The organism is Curtobacterium sp. PhB136 (assembly GCF_004346855.1).
Lineage (GTDB): Bacteria > Actinomycetota > Actinomycetes > Actinomycetales > Microbacteriaceae > Curtobacterium.
This window is the reverse complement of the sequence record NZ_SMGH01000006.1, coordinates 348,649-367,599: the sequence shown is the minus strand read 5'-3', so window position 1 is coordinate 367,599 and position 18,951 is coordinate 348,649. Positions and strand designations below refer to the sequence as shown.

Genomic DNA, 18,951 nt, shown 5'->3' with positions numbered 1-18,951 from the left:
ACACTAGCGCGGAGCACGCTGCGGACGGCAGACGGGAACCCGCAAGAAACCCGCTCGTCGCGGTCATCGCTCGAATCGGTGGAGCGTGCCCGTCGTCGCGCCGTCCGTGGTGCTCAGCGTCATCGTGCTCCCGGAGACCCTGCCGCGGGTGCTGGCACCCACCCCGGGGTCGTCGCCGTCCTGGCACGTGGTGCTGCTGGCGGTGTCGGTCGGGTACAGCCGGACCTGCTCGGTGGTGGAGAACTTCCACGTACCCGTGCTGGTGCCGCACCCGTCGGACAGCCGGTACGAGTCGTCGGCCCGCAGCGAGAGGTACGGCGACCCCGCCGAGTGGTCGTGCACCCAGTAGCCGATCGGCCGGCCCTGGCCGCCGACGTCCGGGTCGGTCGACGGATCGAGCGCGAGCGTCGACCCACCGCCCCGGAGCTGCAGCCGTTCGGTCGCGCGGGGCACCCGGGCGGTGTCGGCGGCGAGCACCGCGTCGACCATCTCCGCGCCGGCGCAGGACAGTTCGGCGTGCGGGCCGGTGACGACGGTCAGGCGGTTGGCGGCGGTGATCCGCCACGTCCCGTACACGCGGTCGCAGCCGTCCGACGCGCTCCACGACCGGTCCTTCGCGAAGGTGACGAACGGGACCTCCGGTGCGTCGACGTCGTGGTCGAGGACCCACGTGCCCTGCACGGCCTCCCGTGGCGTGTCCGCGTCCGGCCGCGCCCGGTCGCAGCCGCCCACCGTCGCGACCACGCACGTCAGCACGGCGAGGGAACAGAGGAGCCGGGCACCGACGCGGCCCCGGGTTCGGCCGGTCATGAGCGGTGTACGACGACCGGGCAGTGCGCGTGCTGGGCGCACTCCTGGCTGACCGATCCGACGAGGAGCCCGCGGAACCCGCCGAGCCCACGGTTGCCGAGGACGAGGAGTGCTGCGTCCCGGCTGGCGTCGATGAGGACCTCGGCGGGGGACCCCTCGACGAGGTCGCTCGTGACCTCCACGTCGTCGTCGATGAGGTCCTCGGCGGCGTCGAGTGCGGACGACGCCGTCGCCCGGGCATCGCGTTCCGGGGACCAGTGGTCGAAGGGGGCTTCGTCCCGGTTGAGCGCCTTCGGCCACTGCCACGTGGTGATCACCCGGACCCGGTGGCCGAGCCGGCGTGCCGTGGTCACGGCGAACCGGAGCGCCTGCCCGGACTCGTGCGATCCGTCGACCCCGACGACGATGGTGGGGACACCGGTTGCCTCGGGGTGCTCCACCCCGCGGTGGATGAGGACCGGGCACGGCGCGTGCTGCATGCACGCGGTGCTGACGGAGCCGAGGAGGAGTCCGCGGAACCCGCCGCGCCCGCGACTGCCGACGACGAGGAGCGCGGCGCCGACCGCGGCGGAGAGCAGCACGTCGGCGGCGCTCCCCTCGGCTTCGCGGGTCATCACCTCCGCACGGTGCGGCCCGGTGTTCTCGAGCAGCTCCGTCGCCTGCTGCCGGATCTCCTCGGCGTCGTGGAGCGGTGACCACGAGCTCCCGACGGGGAGGCTGCTCCAGGTCACCGGCCATCGCCACGACGTGACGACGTCGACCTGCGCGTCGAGGCCGTCCGCCAGCGTGAGCGCTGCCAGGAGTGCAGCGGTGGACTCCTCCGAGCCGTCGAAGCCGACGACGATCTTCCCGAACCGATCCGTGTCCATCGTGACCAGTGGTCCTCTCTCTGTCGTGTGTGGTGTTCAGGACGTCGCGGCCGCGACCAGGGTCGCGGTGACCACGTGCTCGTCGCCGTCGCGGACGACCGTGACGCGGAGGTCGTCGCCGGCGTCACGGGTCGCCTCGAGGTGGGCGACCGTGTCCGGGTGGAGGGTGTCGACGCCGCCGATCGCGGTGACCACGTCGCCGGGACGGAGGCCGGCCGCTGCGGCGGGGCCGTCGTCGGCCACGGCGGTGAGCTGGAGCCCGACCGCGGTGGTGTCGTCGCGGTGCCGGACCACGACGGGGACCGTCCGGACGCCGAGCGTCGGGTGTGCGACGCGGCCGTCGGCACGGAGCGCCGCGGCGATCGGCCGTGCGACGGCGGCGGGGACGGCGAACCCGATCCCGACGCTGCCGCTGCTGACGCCGCTGGCGCTCGGCACGGTGGCGATCGCGGTGTTGATCCCGACGAGCCGTCCGCGGCAGTCGACGAGGGCGCCGCCGGAGTTGCCGGGGTTGATCGCGGCGTCGGTCTGCACGGCGCCGGTGAGGACGGTCGTGCCGCTGCCGTCCCCGGTCGGGACGGGCACGCTCCGGCCGAGCGCGCTGACGATGCCGGTCGTGACGGTGCCGGTCAGCCCGAGCGGTGCGCCGAGTGCGACGACGGGCTCGCCGACGACGAGGTCGTCGGAGTCGCCCCAGCCGAGCGGCGTGAGCGCGCGGTCGGTGTCGGCGCGGAGGACGGCGAGGTCGGTGCGCGGGTCGCGGCCGATGATCGTCGCCGACAGTTCCGTGCCGTCGTCGAGTTCGAGCGAGACGGTGTCGCCGTCGGCCGCCGCGATGACGTGGTCGTTCGTGAGGACGATGCCGGACGCGTCGATGACCTCGCCGCTGCCGGAGCCCTCGCCGGACGCCGACCCGACGCGGATCGTGACCATGCTCGGCAGCACGTGACGGGCGACCTGCGCGGCGTCGCACGTGCCGGTGCCAGCGGGGAGTGCGGCGGCCGTCGTCGCCCGGTCGCCCGCGTGGCCCCCGACGGCCCCGGCTGCCACGCCGATCCCGACGAGCGCGCAGACCACCCCGGTGAACACCAGGACCTGTCGGGTCGTCGGCCGGGTGGTCGACCCCGGTGCGCCGGTCATGCGGGCAGCGGGTCGCGCAGCAGCGGACAGGTCATGCAGTGCCCGCCGCCGCGCCCCCGGCCGAGTTCGGCACCCCGGATCGTCAGGACCTCGATGCCGGCGCCGCCCAGCAGGTCGTTGGTGAGGGTGTTCCGGTCGTAGGCGTACACGACGCCGGGCTCCACGGCGACGACGTTGTTGGCGCTGTCCCACTGCTGGCGTTCCGCGGCGTACTCGTCGCCGCCGGTGTCCACGACCCGGAGCCCGTCGACGCCGAGTGCCGCGGCGACGACGTCGAGGAACGGCGCGGTCTCGTCGGTGACGTGCACCCCGCCGTCCGGCCCCGGTCGCAGCGTGAACGGGTGGATGTGGTCGACGATGGCGCGGTAGACGGTGACCACGTCCCGGTCGGCGAAGGTGAGCACGGTGTCGAGGTGCATCGCCGCCCGGAGCTTCGGCATCCCCGCGACGATCACCCGCTCCGCCTCGCCGCGCGCGAAGAGCGCCGACGCGACCTGCGTGATCGCCTGCCGCGAGGTGCGCTCGCTCATCCCGATGAGGACGACACCGTTGCCGACCGGCAGGACGTCACCGCCCTCGATGGTCGCCAGGCCCCAGTCCTCGTCCGGGTCGCCCCAGACGTGCCGGTCGAGCGCCGGGGCGAACTCGGGGTGGAACGTGTACACGGCCTTCATGAGCAGGGTCTCGTCGTGGCGTGCCGGCCAGTACAGCGGGTTCAGCGTGAACACCCCGTTGATCCAACAGGTGGTGTCCCTGGTGTAGAGCATGTTCGGCAGGGGCGGCATGAGGTAGTCGGCGGCCGAGGCGTCCCCGTGCAGCCGGAGGTGGTCCGGGCGCCCCTCGGGGTCGAGGTCCTCGACGTTCAGGCCGCCGATCAGCACGTCCGCGAGCTCGCGGTCGGTGTACCCGCCGAGGTGCTCCAGCGTCGCGTCGACGAGGAGCGGGCCGACCTCGTTCGGCGTGATCTTCCGCTCGAGCAACCAGTCGCGGGCGCCGGGGACGGCGAGCGTCTCCGCGAGCACCTGGTGGAGTTCGAACACCTCGACGTCACGCGACCGCAGGCTCCTGACGAAGTCGCGGTGGTCGTCCTGCGCGTTCTCGACCCAGAGGACGTCGTCGAACAGGAGCGCGTCGTTGTTGCTCGGTGTGAGGCGCCGGTGCGCCAGTCCGGGTTCGCAGACCAGGACCCGGCGGAGCGTGCCGACCTCGGAGTAGGCGCCGAACCGTGGTCCGGACCCGGTCTCCTGGTCGTCGAGCGTGGTGGCTTCGCTGTCCATGGTGCCTCCTCCTGGAGCGTGGTGCATGCGGTGACTAGAGCGTGATGAAACCGGTGACGAGCCCGATGACGGCGACGACGGCGCCCGCGACCGCGACGACGCAGAGGACCACCTCCGGGCCGGTGAACACCCGGAGCGTGCGCTCCCGTCGGGCGATGACGTAGAGCACCGTCGCCGGGGCGTAGATCAGGAACGACAGCAGCAGGTACTGGGGGCCGGCCGCGATGACGAGGAACACCGTGTACACGACCGCGACGAAGGCCGCGACGAGTTGTCGACGTGACAGCCCACCGCTCGGCACGAGGGCCGGGTCGACGTCACGGTGCGCGCGCCGCGACCACCGCGGGATGCCGTACTGCACCGCGTACAGGGCAGTGAGGAAGTACGGGATCAGCGACAGGGAACTGCAGAGCTCGAGCATCGACGTGAGCGCGTCGTCGGAGAACATCGTGATGACGAGGAACACCTGGATGAGCCCGCTCGTGAAGGCCAGCGCCATCCAGGGCGTGCCGTGCCGGTTGACCTTGGTCAGGAACCGCGGGGCGTCCTCCTGTCGCGCCGCCTGGTACAGCACCTCGCTCGACATCAGCGTCCAGGCCAGGTACGCACCGAGCACCGAGACGACCAGCCCCACGTTGATGAGGACCGTGCCCCAGGTCCCGACGATCGCGCCGAACACGCCGGCCATCGAGGGCTGGCGCAGACCGCTCAGCTCGGCGGCGGGGAGCGCGGCGAACGACACGAGGGTGACGAGGGCGAAGACGGCGAGGACCCCGAGGAAGCCGCTGATGGTGGCGCGGCCGATGTCCTCGCGCCGGCGCGCGTACCGGGAGTAGACGGTCGCTCCCTCGACACCGAGGAACACGAAGACCGTGACGAGCATCGTCGACCGCACCTGCGAGAACAGCTCCCCGGCGCTCGGCTCCGCGCCGCCCCAGAGGTTCAGCCGGAACGTCTCCCAGTGCGTGCCGACGATCGCCCCGACGATGACGAACAGCAGGATCGGGACGAGCTTCGCGATGGTGACGACGGTGTTGAGGACCGCCGCGTTCTTCGTGCCGCGGAGGACGAACAGGTGGAACGCCCAGAGCATCGCCGAGGTGACGACGACGGAGAGGAGCGTGTCGCCCTCCCCGAAGGCGGGCAGCACCGAGCCGAGGGTCGAGCCGATGAGGACCCAGTAGGTGACGTTGCCGACGCAGGCGCTCGCCCAGTAGCCGAACGCGGAGAAGAAGCCGATGTAGTTGCCGAACCCCGCCTTGGCGTAGGCGAAGATGCCGGCGTCGAGGTCCGGCCGGTGCGTCGAGAGTGCCTGGAAGACGAAGACGAGCATCAGCATCCCGACGCCCGCCACGATCCACGCGATCACCGTCGCGACGACGCCGGCTCCGGACGCGAAGTTCCGGGGGAGCGAGAACACGCCGGCACCCACCATCGAACCGACGACCATCGCCGCCAACGCGAGGACGGAGAGCGACTTGTCGCCCTGCGTGCTCGGTGCCTCCTGCTCCTGGACCGTCATGGCAGGTCGACCTCCTCGGAGGCGCCCGACCAGGTCGCGACCACGACCAGCTGGACGACGCCGAAGACGACGAGCACGCAGCTGACGGCGGCGACGGCGAACACCGTGCCGAGTGCCGGCACGTTGATCAGGAGCACTCCGCCGAGGACGCTGAGGACCGCCGCCGTGATGGTCAGGCCGCGGTGGCCGCCGCCGGGGGCGTACAGGAGCGCGATGCCCTCCAACGCCCAGGCGAACCCGGTCACCAGCACGAGGACGCGGATCCCGACCGGCGGGTGCAGGATCGCGATGACCCCGCCGGCGACGACGAGCAGGCCGACGACCACGAGCGCGATCCGCCGCCATCCGGACGACCCGCCGACGGCGACCGCGCGCACGAGCATCGCTCCGCCGGACACCACCAGGTGGATGCCGAACACCCAGACGACCGCGACCACCGTCGCGTGCGGGAGGACCAGGGCGGTGACGCCGGCGAGGACCGCGACCACGCCGACGACGGCGAGCGCGATGCGCAGTCGCCGTTCCGCCGCGTCGTCCGGGACGACGACGGGCTCCTGCCCCGGCGCCCCTGCCCCTGCACCCGCGCCTGCACCACTCACGATCCCCACTGCCCTTCCGCGCGATGGTCGTCGTGATCCGTGCCGCGCCGATGACAGGACTACATCCGCTCGGGCCGGGCGGGTTCATCCGTTGCGGGTGAATCCGGTGACGCCGATCGGGGGCAGGGTCGCGGCCATGACAGAGCAACCGGTGCCGGCCGACTGGTCGGGTCAGCGTCCCCGCCCGGCGGCGCGGCGAGCACGGCAGGGCGCCGTGCTCGTGGTCCTCGGCGTGGTCGGGTTCATCGTGGCGGTCCTCGTCCTCACCCGGCCCCCCGCCGCGATCGACGCGGAGGTGCACCTCCTCGGCTCGTACATGGTGATGGCGGGACTCCTGCGCATCGGTCGGGCCGGTGCGGGCGACGGCATGGCGATGCCCCGGCGCGTCGTGCACGGCGTCCTCGGGACGTTCGTCCTGGTCGCGGGCGTGGCCGCGGTCGTGCACCCGCCGGGGGAGCTCAGCGCCTGGGTGGTCGTGATCGCGATCGCCTGGGTCCTCGAGGCCGGCGTGGTGCTCACCGGGTCGACCTTCTCGTCCGCGCGTTCCCTGTCCCTGGTCGCCGCGGTCCTGTGCGTCTGCATCGCCGTCGCGCTGCTCCTGTACCCGGTGATCGGGGTACGTGCGTCGACCGCGTCCAGCGCCGTCTTCCTCGTGCTGTTCTCCGCCGCCCAGCTCTTCGAGGGTGTCCTCACCTGGGTGCCGGCGCGCTACGAGACCCGCAGCGCACCGGGACGTCCTCGGTGAGCGTCAGGGACGAGCCGCCAGGAAGGCCGCCTGCCGCTCCCACTGCCGGAAGCCGCCGCCCTCGTGACCGTTGTACGGGTAGACCTCGATGTGCTTGTCGGTCGACGCGAGGGCGTTGTACGCCGCGAAGGTGGTCCGCGGCGGCACCACGTCGTCCATGAGCGCGACGGAGAACAGCGCCGGCGCCGTGATCCGGGCCGCGAAGTTCACGCCGTCGAGGTACGACGCCGTGGTCCACACCGTCTCGGCCGCGTCCCGGTGCACGGCGAGGTAGCGGACGAGTTCCTGGTACGGGTCGCTCGTCGCGACGAGTGCCCCGTGCTCCCAGTCGCAGAGGAACGCGACGTCCGGCATCACCGCGGTGACCGGCCCGACGTGCGCCTCCACGAGTGCCGCCGCCGCGATCGTGGTCCCGCCGCCCTGGCTCCCGCCGGTCAGCGCGATCCGCGCCGGGTCGACACCGGGCAGGGTCCGGACGGCGTCGACCAACCGCACCGCGTCGGTGTACACGCGCCGGTAGTAGTGGTCGGCCGGGTCCTCGATCCCGCGCGTCATCCACCCGCCGATGTGCGGGCCGGAGCCGTGCGGGTCCGGGGTCTCGCCGCCGCCCCAGCCGCTGCCCTGGCCGCGGGTGTCCATCACGACGTGCACGTACCCGGCGAGGGCCCAGGCGACGCGCTCGCCGGGGAGGGCCCGTCCGCCGTTGTACCCGAGGAACTCGACGACGGCCGGCAGCGGCTCGTCGCCCGCCCCGGCCGGCCTGGTCACCCAGGCGCGGACGGGGTCGGCGGCGAAGCCGGGGAAGACGAGGTCCTCCACGGTGAGCGCGGTCACCGGCGTCACCGCCGGCGTCAGGACCGGCACGGCACCGGCACGTTCCGCCGCCGCCCGAGCCGACGCGATCGTGTCCGCCCAGAACGCGTCGAAGTCGTCCGGACAGCGGACCTCCGGCCGGTGGGTGCGGAGCTCGTCGAGGGGCAGGTCGGTCAGCGGCATCGTGGGGTCCTCCTCAGCGGACGGCGGCGCGGTAGCGCTCGAGCACCTCGGGGTGCGGGTCGGCGGGGACCGTCGTCGTGGCGACCTCCCACGTCGGCAGTGACCCGGTCAGTGCCCATGCTGCCTGACGCGCCGCCCCGGCGGCGACGTACTCGCCGGGTTCCGGCAGGTGCACGTCGCGGCCGAACACCTGCGCGGCGATCGTGCGGACCGCCTCGTTCCGCGCGGCGCCGCCGATGAGCAGCAGCCGTTCGACTCGGACGCCGGACGCCTCGACGGCGGCGAGGCCGTCCGCGAGCGCGCAGAGCATGCCCTCGAACGCAGCCCGGGCCAGGTGCTCCCGGTCGGTCGTCGCCGGCGTCATGCCGAGCAGGGACGCGGTCGCGTCCGGTCGGTTCGGCGTGCGCTCGCCGACGAAGTACGGCACGAGCACGAGACCGTCGGCACCGGTCGGCGCCTCGAGCGCGAGGCGCCCGAGCTCGCCGTGGTCGACGCCGAGCAGGCCGCCGATCACCTCGAGCACGCGGGCCGCGTTGAGTGTCGTGACGATCGGGAGGCGCGACCCGGTTCCGTCGGCGAAGCCCGCCACGGTCCCGCTCGGGTCGGCGAGCCCGGTGTCGGTCACGCCGAAGACGGTCCCGCTGGTCCCGAGGGACACCGCGACGTCGCCTGCGGCGAGTCCGAGGCCGAGCGCGGCTCCGGCGTTGTCGCCGGTGCCGGCCCCGATGACGAGCCCGGCGCGGGCGACCGCGCCGCCGGGGAGTGTCACGTCCGCCGACAGCGTGCCCATCGCCTCGTCCGGTGCGACGACGCGGGGGACCACGACGGCGTCCTCGTCGCCCGTCGTCGCCGTGCGCATCCGTCGCCCGAACGCGAGCTCGAACAGCGCCGGGTCGTAGTCCCGGCGCGCCGGGTCCCAGTACGCCGTACCACTGGCGTCCGAGCCGTCGGTCGCGAGCGCGTCGAGGTCGGGTCCGAGCGGGCTCTCGCCCGCGGGGCCGAACCCGCGCAGCCGCCAGGACAGCCAGTCGTGGGGGAGTGCCACGGCCGCCACCCGGCGTGCGTTCTCCGGCTCGGCGTCGCGGAGCCACCGCAGCTTCGTCCCGGTGAACGACGCCACCGGGACCAGACCCGTCCGGGTGACCCATGCCTCCCGTCCGAGTTCCTCGACCATCTGCGCGGCCGCGTCCGCGCTGCGGACGTCGTTCCAGAGGAGCGCGTCGCGGACGACGCGTCCGTCGGCGTCGAGCACGACCATGCCGTGCTGCTGGCCGGCGATCGCGATGCCCGCCACGTCGTCGAGCCCACCGGCGTCCGCCACGGCGGCGCCGAGGGCGTCCCACCAGTGGCGGGGGTCGACCGAGGTGCCGTCCGGGTGGGACGCGCGCCCGTCGCGGACCACGGCTCCGGTGTCGGCGTCACGGATCGTGACCTTGCAGGACTGGGTCGACGAGTCGACCCCTGCCACCAGTGTCATCAGCTCTCCTCGGCGGTAGGCCGCCTCGGCGCGCGGAATGCGGCCGCTGGCGCGTCCGCTCTCAATTCCGCGCGCCCATGAGGTGCTCGACGGCCAGCTGCTGCAGCCGGACGAAGCCGAAGCCCTTGCCGCCGAAGTAGGCGTCGGCGTCGAAGTCCTCGAACGCGGAGCGGTCGGCCAGGAACGCGTCGTAGGACTCGCCGTCGTTCAGCGTCGGCGTGGACAGCTCGTCGACCTTGGCCGCGGAGAGGGCCGCCTGGACCTCGGGGTCGGCGCGGAACGCCTGCGCACGCTCCTTGAGGAGCAGGTACATGCGCATGTTCGCCGCGGCGGAGTCCCAGACACCGGAGATGTCCTCGGTGCGGGACGGCTTGTAGTCGAAGTGGCGGGGGCCGTCGTAGGCGACACCGCCCTGCGGGGAGCCGTGCTCGAGCAGGTCGACGAGGGAGAACGCGTTCTGCAGGTCGCCGTGGCCGAACACCAGGTCCTGGTCGTACTTGATGCCGCGCTGGCCGTTGAGGTCGATGTGGAAGAGCTTGCCGGAGTAGAGCGCCTGGGCGATGCCGGCCGTGAAGTTCAGCCCCGCCATCTGCTCGTGGCCGACCTCGGGGTTCACGCCGAACAGCTCCGGACGCTCGAGGGTGTCGATGAACGCGATCGCGTGCCCGAGGGTCGGCAGGAGGATGTCGCCGCGGGGCTCGTTCGGCTTCGGCTCGATGGCGAAGCGGATGTCGTAGCCCTTGTCGGTGACGTACTGCGCGAGCAGGTCGACGGACTCCTTGTAGCGGGAGAGGGCGGCCTGCACGTCCTTGGCGCTGTCGTACTCGGCGCCCTCGCGGCCACCCCACATCACGAAGGTCTTCGCGCCGAGCTCGGCGGCGAGGTCGACGTTGCGGAGCACCTTGCGGAGCGCGAAGCGGCGGACCTGCCGGTCGTTGGACGTGAAGCCGCCGTCCTTGAAGACCGGGGCGGAGAAGAGGTTCGTGGTGACCATCGGCACGATGATCCCGGTGGCCTCGAGCGCGCCCTTGAGGCGGTCGATCTGGGTCTGACGCTCGGCGTCGGTCGAGCCGAACGCGAAGAGGTCGTCGTCGTGGAAGGTCAGGCCGTAGGCACCGAGCTCGTCGAGCTTCTCGACCGCCTCGACCACGTCGAGCTGCGGGCGGGTGGGGCCGCCGAAGGGGTCGGAGCCGTTGTAGCCGATGGTCCAGAGACCGAAGGAGAACTTGTCTGCACGGGTGGGCGTCGTTGCCATGATGGTCACCGTTCGTCGTCGAAACAAAATGTTGCCGCGCCCAACATAAGCGTTAGGGTGGATCGTGGCAAGGACGTGATCGCAAGGGAGCGAGCGGATGGCACAGGAACGACTTCGGGTCGCGATGGTGGGACACGGCTTCATGGGAGCCGCCCACTCGCAGGCCTGGCGGACCACCCCGAGGTTCTTCGACCTCGCCGTGGAACCGGAGATGGCGGTGGTCGTCGGGCGTGACCCGGACCGCGCCGAAGCCGCCAGGGCGCGGTACGGCTGGCAGGCAGCGTCGACCGACTGGCGCGCGGTCGTCGCCGACCCGGACATCGACGTCGTGGACGTCGTGTCCCCGGGCTCCTCGCACGTCGAGATCGCGATCGCGGCGCTCGAGGCGGGCAAGCACGTCCTGTGCGAGAAGCCGCTCGCGAACACCGTGGCCGAGGCCGAGGCGATGACGGCCGCCGCCGCAGCCGCCCGGGCACGCGGCGTCCGCGCCATGGTCGGCTTCAGCTACCGCCGGGTGCCCGCGATCGCCTTCGCACGACAGCTCGTGCAAGCCGGCCGCATCGGCACCGTGCGGCAGGTCCGCGCGCTCTACCTGCAGGACTGGCTCGCCGACGCCGACGGACCGATGACGTGGCGGCTCGACAAGTCGCTCGCCGGCTCCGGATCGCTCGGGGACATCGGCGCCCACGCCATCGACCTCGTCGAACACGTCACCGGCGCGCAGCTCGCCAGCGTCTCCGGCACCCTCGAGACCTTCGTGACCGAGCGCCCCCTGCTCGCCGACGGCGTCGGACTCTCCGGCACCGCGTCGAGCGAGCGCGGACAGGTCACCGTCGACGACGCCGCGTTCTTCATCGGCCGGCTCGGCGGCGGTGCGGCCGACGGCGCGATCGGCACGTTCGAGGCGACGCGCTACGCCACCGGGCGGAAGAACGGCCTGACGCTCGAGATCAGCGGCTCCGAGGGCGCCATCCAGTTCGACCTCGAGTCGATGAACGAGCTCCGCCTCTACGAGTCCGCAGGCCCCGCGGGCGAGCAGGGCTTCCGGCGGATCCTCGTCACCGAACCCGAACACCCCTACATGGCCGCGTGGTGGCCGACCGGGCACCTCATCGGGTACGAGCACACCTTCAGCCACCAGGTGAAGGACTTCGTCGACGCGATCGTCGCCGGCACGGACCCCTCGCCCTCGTTCGAGGACGGTCTGCACGTGCAGCGCGTGCTCGACGCCGTCGAACGCAGCGCCGCCGACGGCAGCAGCTGGACGGCCATCCCGTGAACGACGACCAGAAGGGCACCATGCAGCAGCGCCAGGCACTCATCGTCCGAGGCGGGTGGGACGGACACCAACCCGTCGAGACCACCGACGCGTTCGTCCCCTTCCTGCGGGAGCACGGGTTCGACGTCCGCGTGGAGGACTCCACCGCCGTCTACGCCGACGAGGCGTTCATGCGCACCGTCGACCTGATCGTGCAGGTCGTCACGATGTCGACCATCGCCGACGACGAGTTCGCCGGCCTCCAGCGCGCCGTGCTCGCCGGCACCGGACTCGCCGGGTGGCACGGCGGCATCGCCGACTCGTTCCGCGCCAACGCCGACTACCTGCACATGATCGGCGGGCAGTTCGCGCACCACGCGGCCAAGCCCCCGGCCGAGCGCGCCGGCGACCAGGCCGACAACTACCTGCACTACACGGTGCACATGACGGACCTCGGCCGGACCCACCCGATCACCGACGGCATCGCCGACTTCGACCTCGTCACCGAGCAGTACTGGGTGCTGAGCGACGAGTACTGCGACGTGCTCGCCACCACGACGCAGGAAGCGCGCGACTTCGACGCGTGGAACCGCCCGGTGACCTCGCCGGCGATCTGGACGCGGCAGTGGGGCGCAGGACGGGTCTTCGTCTCCGCGCCCGGCCACCGGCTCGAGGTCGTCGAGTCCCAGCCGCTCCGCACCGTCATCGAACGGGGACTCCTGTGGGCAGCCCGATGAGCGACGGCGCGGCGCTCCGCGTCGGGATGGTCGGCGTCGGGAACATCAGCCGGCAGTACCTCCAGCACCTCCCCGCCCTGCCGGGGCTGCGGCTCACCGCCGTCGCCGACCTCGACACCGAGCGGGCGGCGACCGTCGCGGCGGAGCAGGGCGTCCTCGCCCTCGGCGTCGACGAACTCCTGGCGCACGAGGACGTCGACGTCGTCCTGAACCTCACGATCCCCGCCGCGCACGCTTCGGTCGCGCTCGCGGCGCTCGCCGCGGGCAAGCACGTCTACGGTGAGAAGCCCCTCGCGACCTCCACCGCCGAGGCCGCCCCGGTGCTCGAGCAGGCGCGCGCCGCCGGACTCCGGGTCGGCAGCGCGCCCGACACCGTCCTCGGCACCGGGATCCAGACCGCCAGGGCCGCACTGGACGACGGCGCGATCGGTGACCCGGTCGGCGCGGCCGTCGCGTGGAGCGCACCCGGGCACGAGCTGTGGCACCCGGCACCCGCGTTCTACTACCAGCCGGGCGGCGGTCCGCTGCTCGACATGGGGCCGTACTACCTGACCAGCCTCGTCGCGTTCTTCGGCCCGGTCGTCCGGGTCAGCGGGAGCGCCACCCGGTCCGCCCGTGCACGCACGGTCGGATCCGGTCCGGACGCCGGTGCCGCGATCCCGGTGGACGTCGACACGCACGTCGTCGCGATCCTCGAGCACGAGGGCGGGGTCGTCTCCACCGTGACCGTCTCTTTCGAGGTCTGGGCCACGCGCTCCCCGCTGTTCGAGGTGTACGGCACGGCCGGCACCCTCGCCGTCCCGGACCCGAACGCGTTCTCCGAGACCGCGTCGATCGCCACCGCCGACGACCGCACGTGGCGGGAACTCCCCGTCCGCGCGGGCTACGCCGACGCCGGGCGCGGGTACGGCCTCGCCGACATGGCGCACGCCATCGCCACCGACCGTCCACACCGGGCGTCCGGGGACCTGGCGTACCACGTGCTCGAGGTGATGGAAGCGGTCGCGACCGCCGCACGGGAACACACCGTGGTGCCCGTGACGTCCCGGCCGGAGCGCGCCGCCACGGTCCCGCTCGACGCGCGACCGGACACCTGGTGACGACGGTCCGACCCGGCCACGGCCCGGGAACCGGCCCGAGACGGAAGGAAGCAGCATGACGGACGAACCACGAGCCTCCCGGCCGGTCACCCTGTTCACCGGCCAGTGGGCGGACCTGCCGTTCGAGGAGGTCGCCCGGCTCGCCGGCGGCTGGGGGTACGACGGACTGGAGATCGCCTGCTGGGGCGACCACCTCGACGTCCGGCGTGCCGCGACCGACCCGGAGTACGTCGCGGACCGCCGCCGGATCCTCGACGACAACGGGCTCGGCGTCTGGACGATCGCGAACCACCTGGTCGGCCAGGCCGTGTGCGACGACCCGATCGACGCCAGGCACCAGGACATCGTGCCGCCGCACGTGTGGGGCGACGGCGACCCCGAGGGCGTCCGGCAGCGCGCCGCCGAGGAACTGCAGTGGACCGCCCGCGCCGCCGCTGCGCTCGGTGTCGACACCGTCACGGGGTTCTCCGGGTCCTCGATCTGGAAGACGGTCGCCGGGTTCCCGCCCGTGCCGCCCGGGATGATCGACGCCGGGTACCAGGACTTCCACGACCGCTGGTCGCCGGTCCTCGACGTCTTCGAGGAGGTCGGGGTGCGGTTCGCGCTCGAGGTCCACCCGTCCGAGATCGCCTACGACTACTGGACCGCGAAGCGCACGCTCGAGGTCTTCGCGGACCGCCCGGCGTTCGGGTTCAACTTCGACCCGTCGCACTTCGTGTGGCAGGACCTCGACCCCGCCGCCTTCCTGCTCGACTTCGCCGACCGGGTGTACCACGTGCACTGCAAGGAGTCGGTGAAGCAGCTCGACGGCCGCAACGGACGGCTCGCGTCGCACCTGCCGTGGGGCGACCCGCGGCGGGGCTGGGACTTCGTCACCGCCGGCCACGGGGACGTGCCGTGGGAGCGGGTGTTCCGCGTGCTGAACCACATCGGCTACACCGGGCCGACGAGCGTCGAGTGGGAGGACGCCGGCATGGACCGGCTCGTCGGCGGCCCGGAGGCACTGGCGTTCATCCGGCGCCTCGGCACGATCGCCCCGCCCGACGCCGCCTTCGACGCGGCGTACTCGCAGTCGCGGTGAGCGCCGCGCCGATGCCACCCGACGTGCCCCGCGAGCCCGTGCCCGGCGACCCCGTCGCCCGCGAGCCCGTGCCCCGCGACCCCGTGGCCCGCGAGTCTGCGCCCGGCGCCGACCGGCCGCGGCGGAACACCGCCCGCGTGCTCCGGATCGTGCACGAGGACGGACCGCTGACGCGCGCCGACCTGACCCGCCGCACCGGGCTGAACCGCTCGACGACGCTGGCGCTCGTCGGGGAGCTCGTCGACCTCGGGCTCGTCCGCGAGTCCGAGGGAGCCGCACCCGGCGTCGGCCGTCCGAGCCCCGTCGTCCGGGCGTCCCCCGACGTCGTCGCCGTCGCCGTGACCGTGGAGATCGACGCCGTCACGGTCGCCCTCGTCGGTCTCGACGGCAGCATCCGGCACCGCGTCACCGAGCACACCGACCACCGGCCGGGCGCCGCGGACGCCGTGCGCATCGTCGCCGGGCTCCTCGACGGCCTGCAGGACGTGATGCGGTCGTTCCGCACGGTCGGCATCGGCGTCTCGATCCCCGGCACCGTCCGTGTCGAGGACGGCCTCGTCCGGTACGCCCCGCACCTCGGCTGGCGCGACGAGCCGTTCGCCGGACCCCTCGCCGTCGCGACCGGACGGCCGGTGCGGGTCGCGAACGACGCGAACCTCGGTGCCCGGGCGGAGCACCTCTACGGCAGCGGGCGCGGGGTCCGCGACCTCGTCTACCTCAACGGCGGCGCGAGCGGCATCGGCGGCGGCGTGATCAGCGCGGACCGGCCGCTGAGCGGCGCGGACGGCTACGCGGGCGAGCTCGGGCACACCTTCGTGGCGGACAACGGGATCCGGTGCCACTGCGGTGCGTTCGGGTGTCTCGAGACCGAGGCCTCCCGAGCCGCCCTCGTCGCCGTGACCGGGGTCGACGCGGACGACCTGCCGGCCCTCGCCGCCGCGCTGGACGCCGGGGGTCCCGAGGTCGAGCGGGTCGTGGACCGCCAGGTCGCGGCGCTCGCGACCGGGCTCCGGAACGCGATCCACACCGTCAACCCGGAGGTCGTCGTCCTCGGCGGGTTCCTCGGCGTGCTCCTCGGGCACGTCGGTGACCGGATCGTCACCGCGGTCCGGGCGCAGTCGATGGCGGCGATGGCCGACCGGGTCCGGATCGTGCCCACCGCACTCGGCGCCGACGTGCTCCTCCGTGGCGCAGCCGAGCTCGGGTTCCGCGACCTGCTCGACGACCCGACCCTCGCCCCGGCCCCCACTCCCACTCCTGATCCCACCTCCACCTCGCAGGAAGCGACCACCCCATGACCACCAGCACCCAGCGCTCCGACACCCAGCGCGGCAGCACCCAGCGCGTCAGCGTCCTGCAGGGCCAGGACGACCTCACCGTGGAGGACCGTCCCGTCCCCGCGGTCGACCCGGGCGACGTCCTCGTCCAGGTCGCCGCGGTCGGCGTCTGCGGCTCCGACGTGCACTACTTCCGGCACGGCCGGATCGGCGACTTCGTCGTCGAGGAGCCCCTCGTCCTCGGCCACGAGCTCTCCGGCACGATCGTCGCCGTCGGCGACGGCGTCGACGCGGGCCGCGTGGGGGAGCGCGTCGCGGTCGAACCGCAGCGCCCCTGTCACCGGTGCGCGCAGTGCCTCGCGGGCCGGTACAACCTCTGCCCGCACATGCGCTTCTACGCGACGCCGCCGGTGGACGGGGCCTTCGCCGAGTACGTCACGATCGAGGCCGAGTTCGCGCACACGCTGCCGGACACCGTCTCGTTCGAGGCCGGCGCGCTCCTCGAACCCCTCTCCGTGGGCATCGCGGCCGTCCGGAAGGCCGGGATCGTCCCCGGCTCCTCGGTCCTCATCGCGGGCGCCGGTCCGATCGGCATCATCTGCGCGCAGGCGGCCAGGGCCTTCGGCGCGTCCCGCATCGTGATCAGCGACCTCGTCGCCGAGCGTCGGGAGCGCGCACTGTCCTACGGCGCGACCGAGGTCGTCGACCCGACCGTGGTGTCCGTCGCGTCCGACATCGCCCCCGTCGACGCGTTCATCGACGCGAGCGGAGCACCCCGCGCGGTCTCCGACGGGATCAAGGCCGTCGGGCCCGCCGGAGCCGCGGTCCTCGTCGGGCTCGGCAACTCCGAGATGACGCTGCCCGTCGAGCACATCCAGAACCTCGAGGTCACGGTCACCGGGATCTTCCGGTACACGAACACGTGGCCGGTCGCCATCGAGCTCGTCGCGTCCGGGCAGGTCGACCTCGACTCGCTGGTCACCGGCCGCTTCGGGCTCGACGACGTCCGCGAGGCCCTCGAGAGCGACACCGATCCGGCGTCCCTGAAGTCCGTCGTCTACCCGGCCGGCGTCCCCGCCGCGTAGCGCGCGTCGCGCGCGGTGCGTGCACACTGCGGACGGGAGGCTCGGCTCGCCACCGGCACCGAGCCTCCCGGCCGGCACGTGACCCGGAACGGGGCCACCGGTGCGTCACCCGGACGCGCTACGGTTCGCGCATGACCGTCGCTCCACCGCCGCAGCGCACCGACCGGCGCGCCCTCGTGTCCTGGGCCCTCTGGGACTGGGGCTCGGCCGCGTTCAACGCCGTCGTGACGACGTTCGTGTTCAGCACCTACCTGGCGAGCCGCGCGTTCGTGGACCCGGCTCTGGTCGCGGCGGAGGACTCGTCCCGGGCAGCCCGCCAGGCCGTCGAACGGGAGCTCGCCCACAACGCGGCCGTCGTCTCGGCCGCACTGACGATCGCCGGCATCGTGGTCGCGCTCGTCGCCCCGGCGGTCGGACGCCTGGCGGACTCGTCCGGACACCGCCGACGTTCGGTGCTCATCGCGACGATCGGCATCGCGCTGTCCATCGGGGCGATGGTGTTCGTCGCGCCGAGCCAGCCGTTCCTGGTGCTCGGAGCAGCCCTCATCGGCATCGGCACGGTCGCGTACGAGATCGCCTGCGTCGGCTACAACGCGATGCTCGGGCAGGTCGCCTCCGGCCCCCGGACCGGGCGGGTCTCGGCCATCGGCTGGGCGGCCGGGTACTTCGGCGGCATCGTGCTGCTCGTGGTCCTGCTCGTGCTCTGCATCCAGGACTTCGGCGGGTCGGGCACCGCCGGGCTCCTGGACCTGCCCGCGACCGTCGCGACGGGGCAGTGGGACGTCCGCGTCGCGATCGGGATCGCCGCGATCTGGCTCACCGTGAGTTCGATCCCGCTCTTCCTCGTCATCCCCGAGGCCCCCGCCGACCGCACCCGCACCGGCACCCTGTTCTCCGCGTACCGCGACCTCGGCCGGGACATCGCGCGGCTCTGGCGGGAACGGCGGAACGTCCTCGCGTTCCTCATCGCGAGCGCCGTCTTCCGGGACGGCGTCGGCGCGGTGTTCACCTTCGGCGGGATCATCGCCGCGCAGGTCTTCGGGTTCAGCGCGTCCGGGGTGATCGAGTTCGCCATCGTCGCGAACGTCGTGGCCGGGGTCGCGACGGCCCTCTCCGGCCGGCTGGACGACCGCTTCGGCTCCCGCGCCCTGATCACCGTGTCGCTCGTCGGACTGGTCGTCTGCGGCACCGCCGTGCTCTTCGTCGGGAGCGCACCCGTCGGCTTCTGGGTCCTCGGACTCGCGCTGTGCGTGTTCGTCGGGCCGGTGCAGGCGTCCTCGCGGGCGTACCTGACGCGGCTCGCGACCCCCGGGAAAGAGGGGGAGCTCTTCGGGCTGTACGCCACCACGGGGCGGGCGGCGGCGTTCATCGCGCCGGCGATGTTCGGGATCGCGGTGACGATCGGCGGGTCGACGCGCTTCGGGATCATCGGCATCGTGGTGGTGCTGCTCGCGGGCCTGGTGCTGATGGCGTTCGTGCGGGACGAGGGGCGCGTGCGCTGATCCGACGCGGCACGACGATCCCGCTGTCGTACGACGTCGTCGTTGTCGCCGCTTGCGGCCGCCGCTGTTCCGGGCCGACCCGGTACGACAACCTCGCTGTCGTACGACGTCGTCGTTGTCGCCTCTTGCAGGCACATCGACCCACCCGCGGCCGGGAGGCTCGGCACCGACCCGTCCACAGGCTGCGGATCCGCGCATGGTTCTGCACAGGGCCGTGGCCG

At 73.0% G+C, this 18,951-nt stretch carries 17 protein-coding genes; 8 read left to right on the top strand and 9 right to left on the bottom strand.

Annotation, left to right across the window (positions count from 1 at the left end; genetic code table 11):
• Positions 1 to 63 precede the first annotated feature (63 nt).
• The 6 genes from EDF27_RS11205 to EDF27_RS11180 are packed head-to-tail and all read right to left on the bottom strand — an operon-like array spanning position 64 to position 6,217.
• Complete coding sequence (locus EDF27_RS11205; RefSeq protein WP_132048827.1) at positions 64 to 810, bottom strand: hypothetical protein; 747 nt, start codon at positions 808 to 810, stop codon at positions 64 to 66.
• Entirely contained in the window at positions 807 to 1,679 is an 873-nt protein-coding gene (locus tag EDF27_RS11200; RefSeq protein WP_123654248.1) for a universal stress protein, read from the bottom strand. The genes EDF27_RS11205 and EDF27_RS11200 overlap by 4 nt, the downstream gene beginning before the upstream one ends.
• A 36-nt stretch (positions 1,680 to 1,715) precedes the next feature.
• On the bottom strand, positions 1,716 to 2,819 hold the full coding sequence (locus EDF27_RS11195) for a trypsin-like peptidase domain-containing protein (RefSeq protein ID WP_132048825.1): 1,104 nt from the start codon (positions 2,817 to 2,819) through the stop codon (positions 1,716 to 1,718).
• Complete coding sequence (locus EDF27_RS11190) at positions 2,816 to 4,096, bottom strand: arginine deiminase (protein ID WP_123654246.1); 1,281 nt, start codon at positions 4,094 to 4,096, stop codon at positions 2,816 to 2,818. The genes EDF27_RS11195 and EDF27_RS11190 overlap by 4 nt, the downstream gene beginning before the upstream one ends.
• Positions 4,097 to 4,130: 34 nt before the next feature.
• Positions 4,131 to 5,618, bottom strand: coding sequence for a basic amino acid/polyamine antiporter (locus EDF27_RS11185; RefSeq protein ID WP_123654245.1), 1,488 nt, complete (start codon positions 5,616 to 5,618; stop codon positions 4,131 to 4,133).
• Positions 5,615 to 6,217: a DUF308 domain-containing protein gene (locus tag EDF27_RS11180; RefSeq protein WP_165931449.1), complete on the bottom strand. Its 603-nt coding sequence runs from the start codon at positions 6,215 to 6,217 to the stop codon at positions 5,615 to 5,617. The genes EDF27_RS11185 and EDF27_RS11180 overlap by 4 nt, the downstream gene beginning before the upstream one ends.
• 136 nt (positions 6,218 to 6,353) lie before the next feature.
• Between EDF27_RS11180 and EDF27_RS11175 the strand changes: the two genes are divergently transcribed.
• The gene (locus EDF27_RS11175; RefSeq protein WP_123654243.1) at positions 6,354 to 6,962 is read left to right on the top strand and encodes a DUF308 domain-containing protein; all 609 of its coding nucleotides are present in this window, start codon (positions 6,354 to 6,356) and stop codon (positions 6,960 to 6,962) included.
• 3 nt (positions 6,963 to 6,965) lie between these two features.
• Here EDF27_RS11175 and EDF27_RS11170 read toward each other — a convergent pair whose 3' ends face one another.
• From EDF27_RS11170 to xylA, 3 genes are all read right to left on the bottom strand, one after another.
• The gene (locus tag EDF27_RS11170; RefSeq protein ID WP_132048821.1) at positions 6,966 to 7,958 is read right to left on the bottom strand and encodes an acetylxylan esterase; all 993 of its coding nucleotides are present in this window, start codon (positions 7,956 to 7,958) and stop codon (positions 6,966 to 6,968) included.
• A gap of 13 nt (positions 7,959 to 7,971) precedes the next feature.
• On the bottom strand, positions 7,972 to 9,435 hold the full coding sequence (gene xylB, locus EDF27_RS11165; protein ID WP_123703214.1) for a xylulokinase: 1,464 nt from the start codon (positions 9,433 to 9,435) through the stop codon (positions 7,972 to 7,974).
• 61 nt (positions 9,436 to 9,496) lie between these two features.
• Positions 9,497 to 10,690 (bottom strand): xylose isomerase, encoded by a 1,194-nt coding sequence (xylA, locus tag EDF27_RS11160; RefSeq protein WP_123654240.1) that lies wholly within the window; start codon positions 10,688 to 10,690, stop codon positions 9,497 to 9,499.
• Between the two features lie 97 nt (positions 10,691 to 10,787).
• On the opposite strand from xylA, the gene EDF27_RS11155 reads away from it, so the two are divergent.
• The 7 genes from EDF27_RS11155 to EDF27_RS11125 all read left to right on the top strand — a co-directional run bounded on the left by EDF27_RS11155 (position 10,788) and on the right by EDF27_RS11125 (position 18,730).
• On the top strand, positions 10,788 to 11,969 hold the full coding sequence (locus EDF27_RS11155) for a Gfo/Idh/MocA family oxidoreductase (protein WP_132048819.1): 1,182 nt from the start codon (positions 10,788 to 10,790) through the stop codon (positions 11,967 to 11,969).
• Positions 11,970 to 11,989: 20 nt separating this feature from the next.
• Positions 11,990 to 12,685: a ThuA domain-containing protein gene (locus EDF27_RS11150; protein WP_132048992.1), complete on the top strand. Its 696-nt coding sequence runs from the start codon at positions 11,990 to 11,992 to the stop codon at positions 12,683 to 12,685.
• Complete coding sequence (locus EDF27_RS11145; protein ID WP_132048817.1) at positions 12,682 to 13,785, top strand: Gfo/Idh/MocA family oxidoreductase; 1,104 nt, start codon at positions 12,682 to 12,684, stop codon at positions 13,783 to 13,785. Before EDF27_RS11150 ends, EDF27_RS11145 begins: the two co-directional genes overlap by 4 nt.
• A gap of 55 nt (positions 13,786 to 13,840) precedes the next feature.
• On the top strand, positions 13,841 to 14,866 hold the full coding sequence (locus EDF27_RS11140; protein WP_132048815.1) for a sugar phosphate isomerase/epimerase family protein: 1,026 nt from the start codon (positions 13,841 to 13,843) through the stop codon (positions 14,864 to 14,866).
• A gap of 11 nt (positions 14,867 to 14,877) precedes the next feature.
• Positions 14,878 to 16,164: an ROK family transcriptional regulator gene (locus EDF27_RS11135; RefSeq protein WP_123654236.1), complete on the top strand. Its 1,287-nt coding sequence runs from the start codon at positions 14,878 to 14,880 to the stop codon at positions 16,162 to 16,164.
• Positions 16,161 to 17,228 carry an NAD(P)-dependent alcohol dehydrogenase gene (locus EDF27_RS11130; protein WP_123654235.1) on the top strand — a complete coding sequence of 356 codons (1,068 nt, stop codon included), beginning with the start codon at positions 16,161 to 16,163 and terminating at the stop codon, positions 17,226 to 17,228. The genes EDF27_RS11135 and EDF27_RS11130 overlap by 4 nt, the downstream gene beginning before the upstream one ends.
• A 131-nt stretch (positions 17,229 to 17,359) precedes the next feature.
• Positions 17,360 to 18,730 (top strand): MFS transporter, encoded by a 1,371-nt coding sequence (locus EDF27_RS11125; RefSeq protein WP_123654234.1) that lies wholly within the window; start codon positions 17,360 to 17,362, stop codon positions 18,728 to 18,730.
• Positions 18,731 to 18,951: the final 221 nt, after the last annotated feature.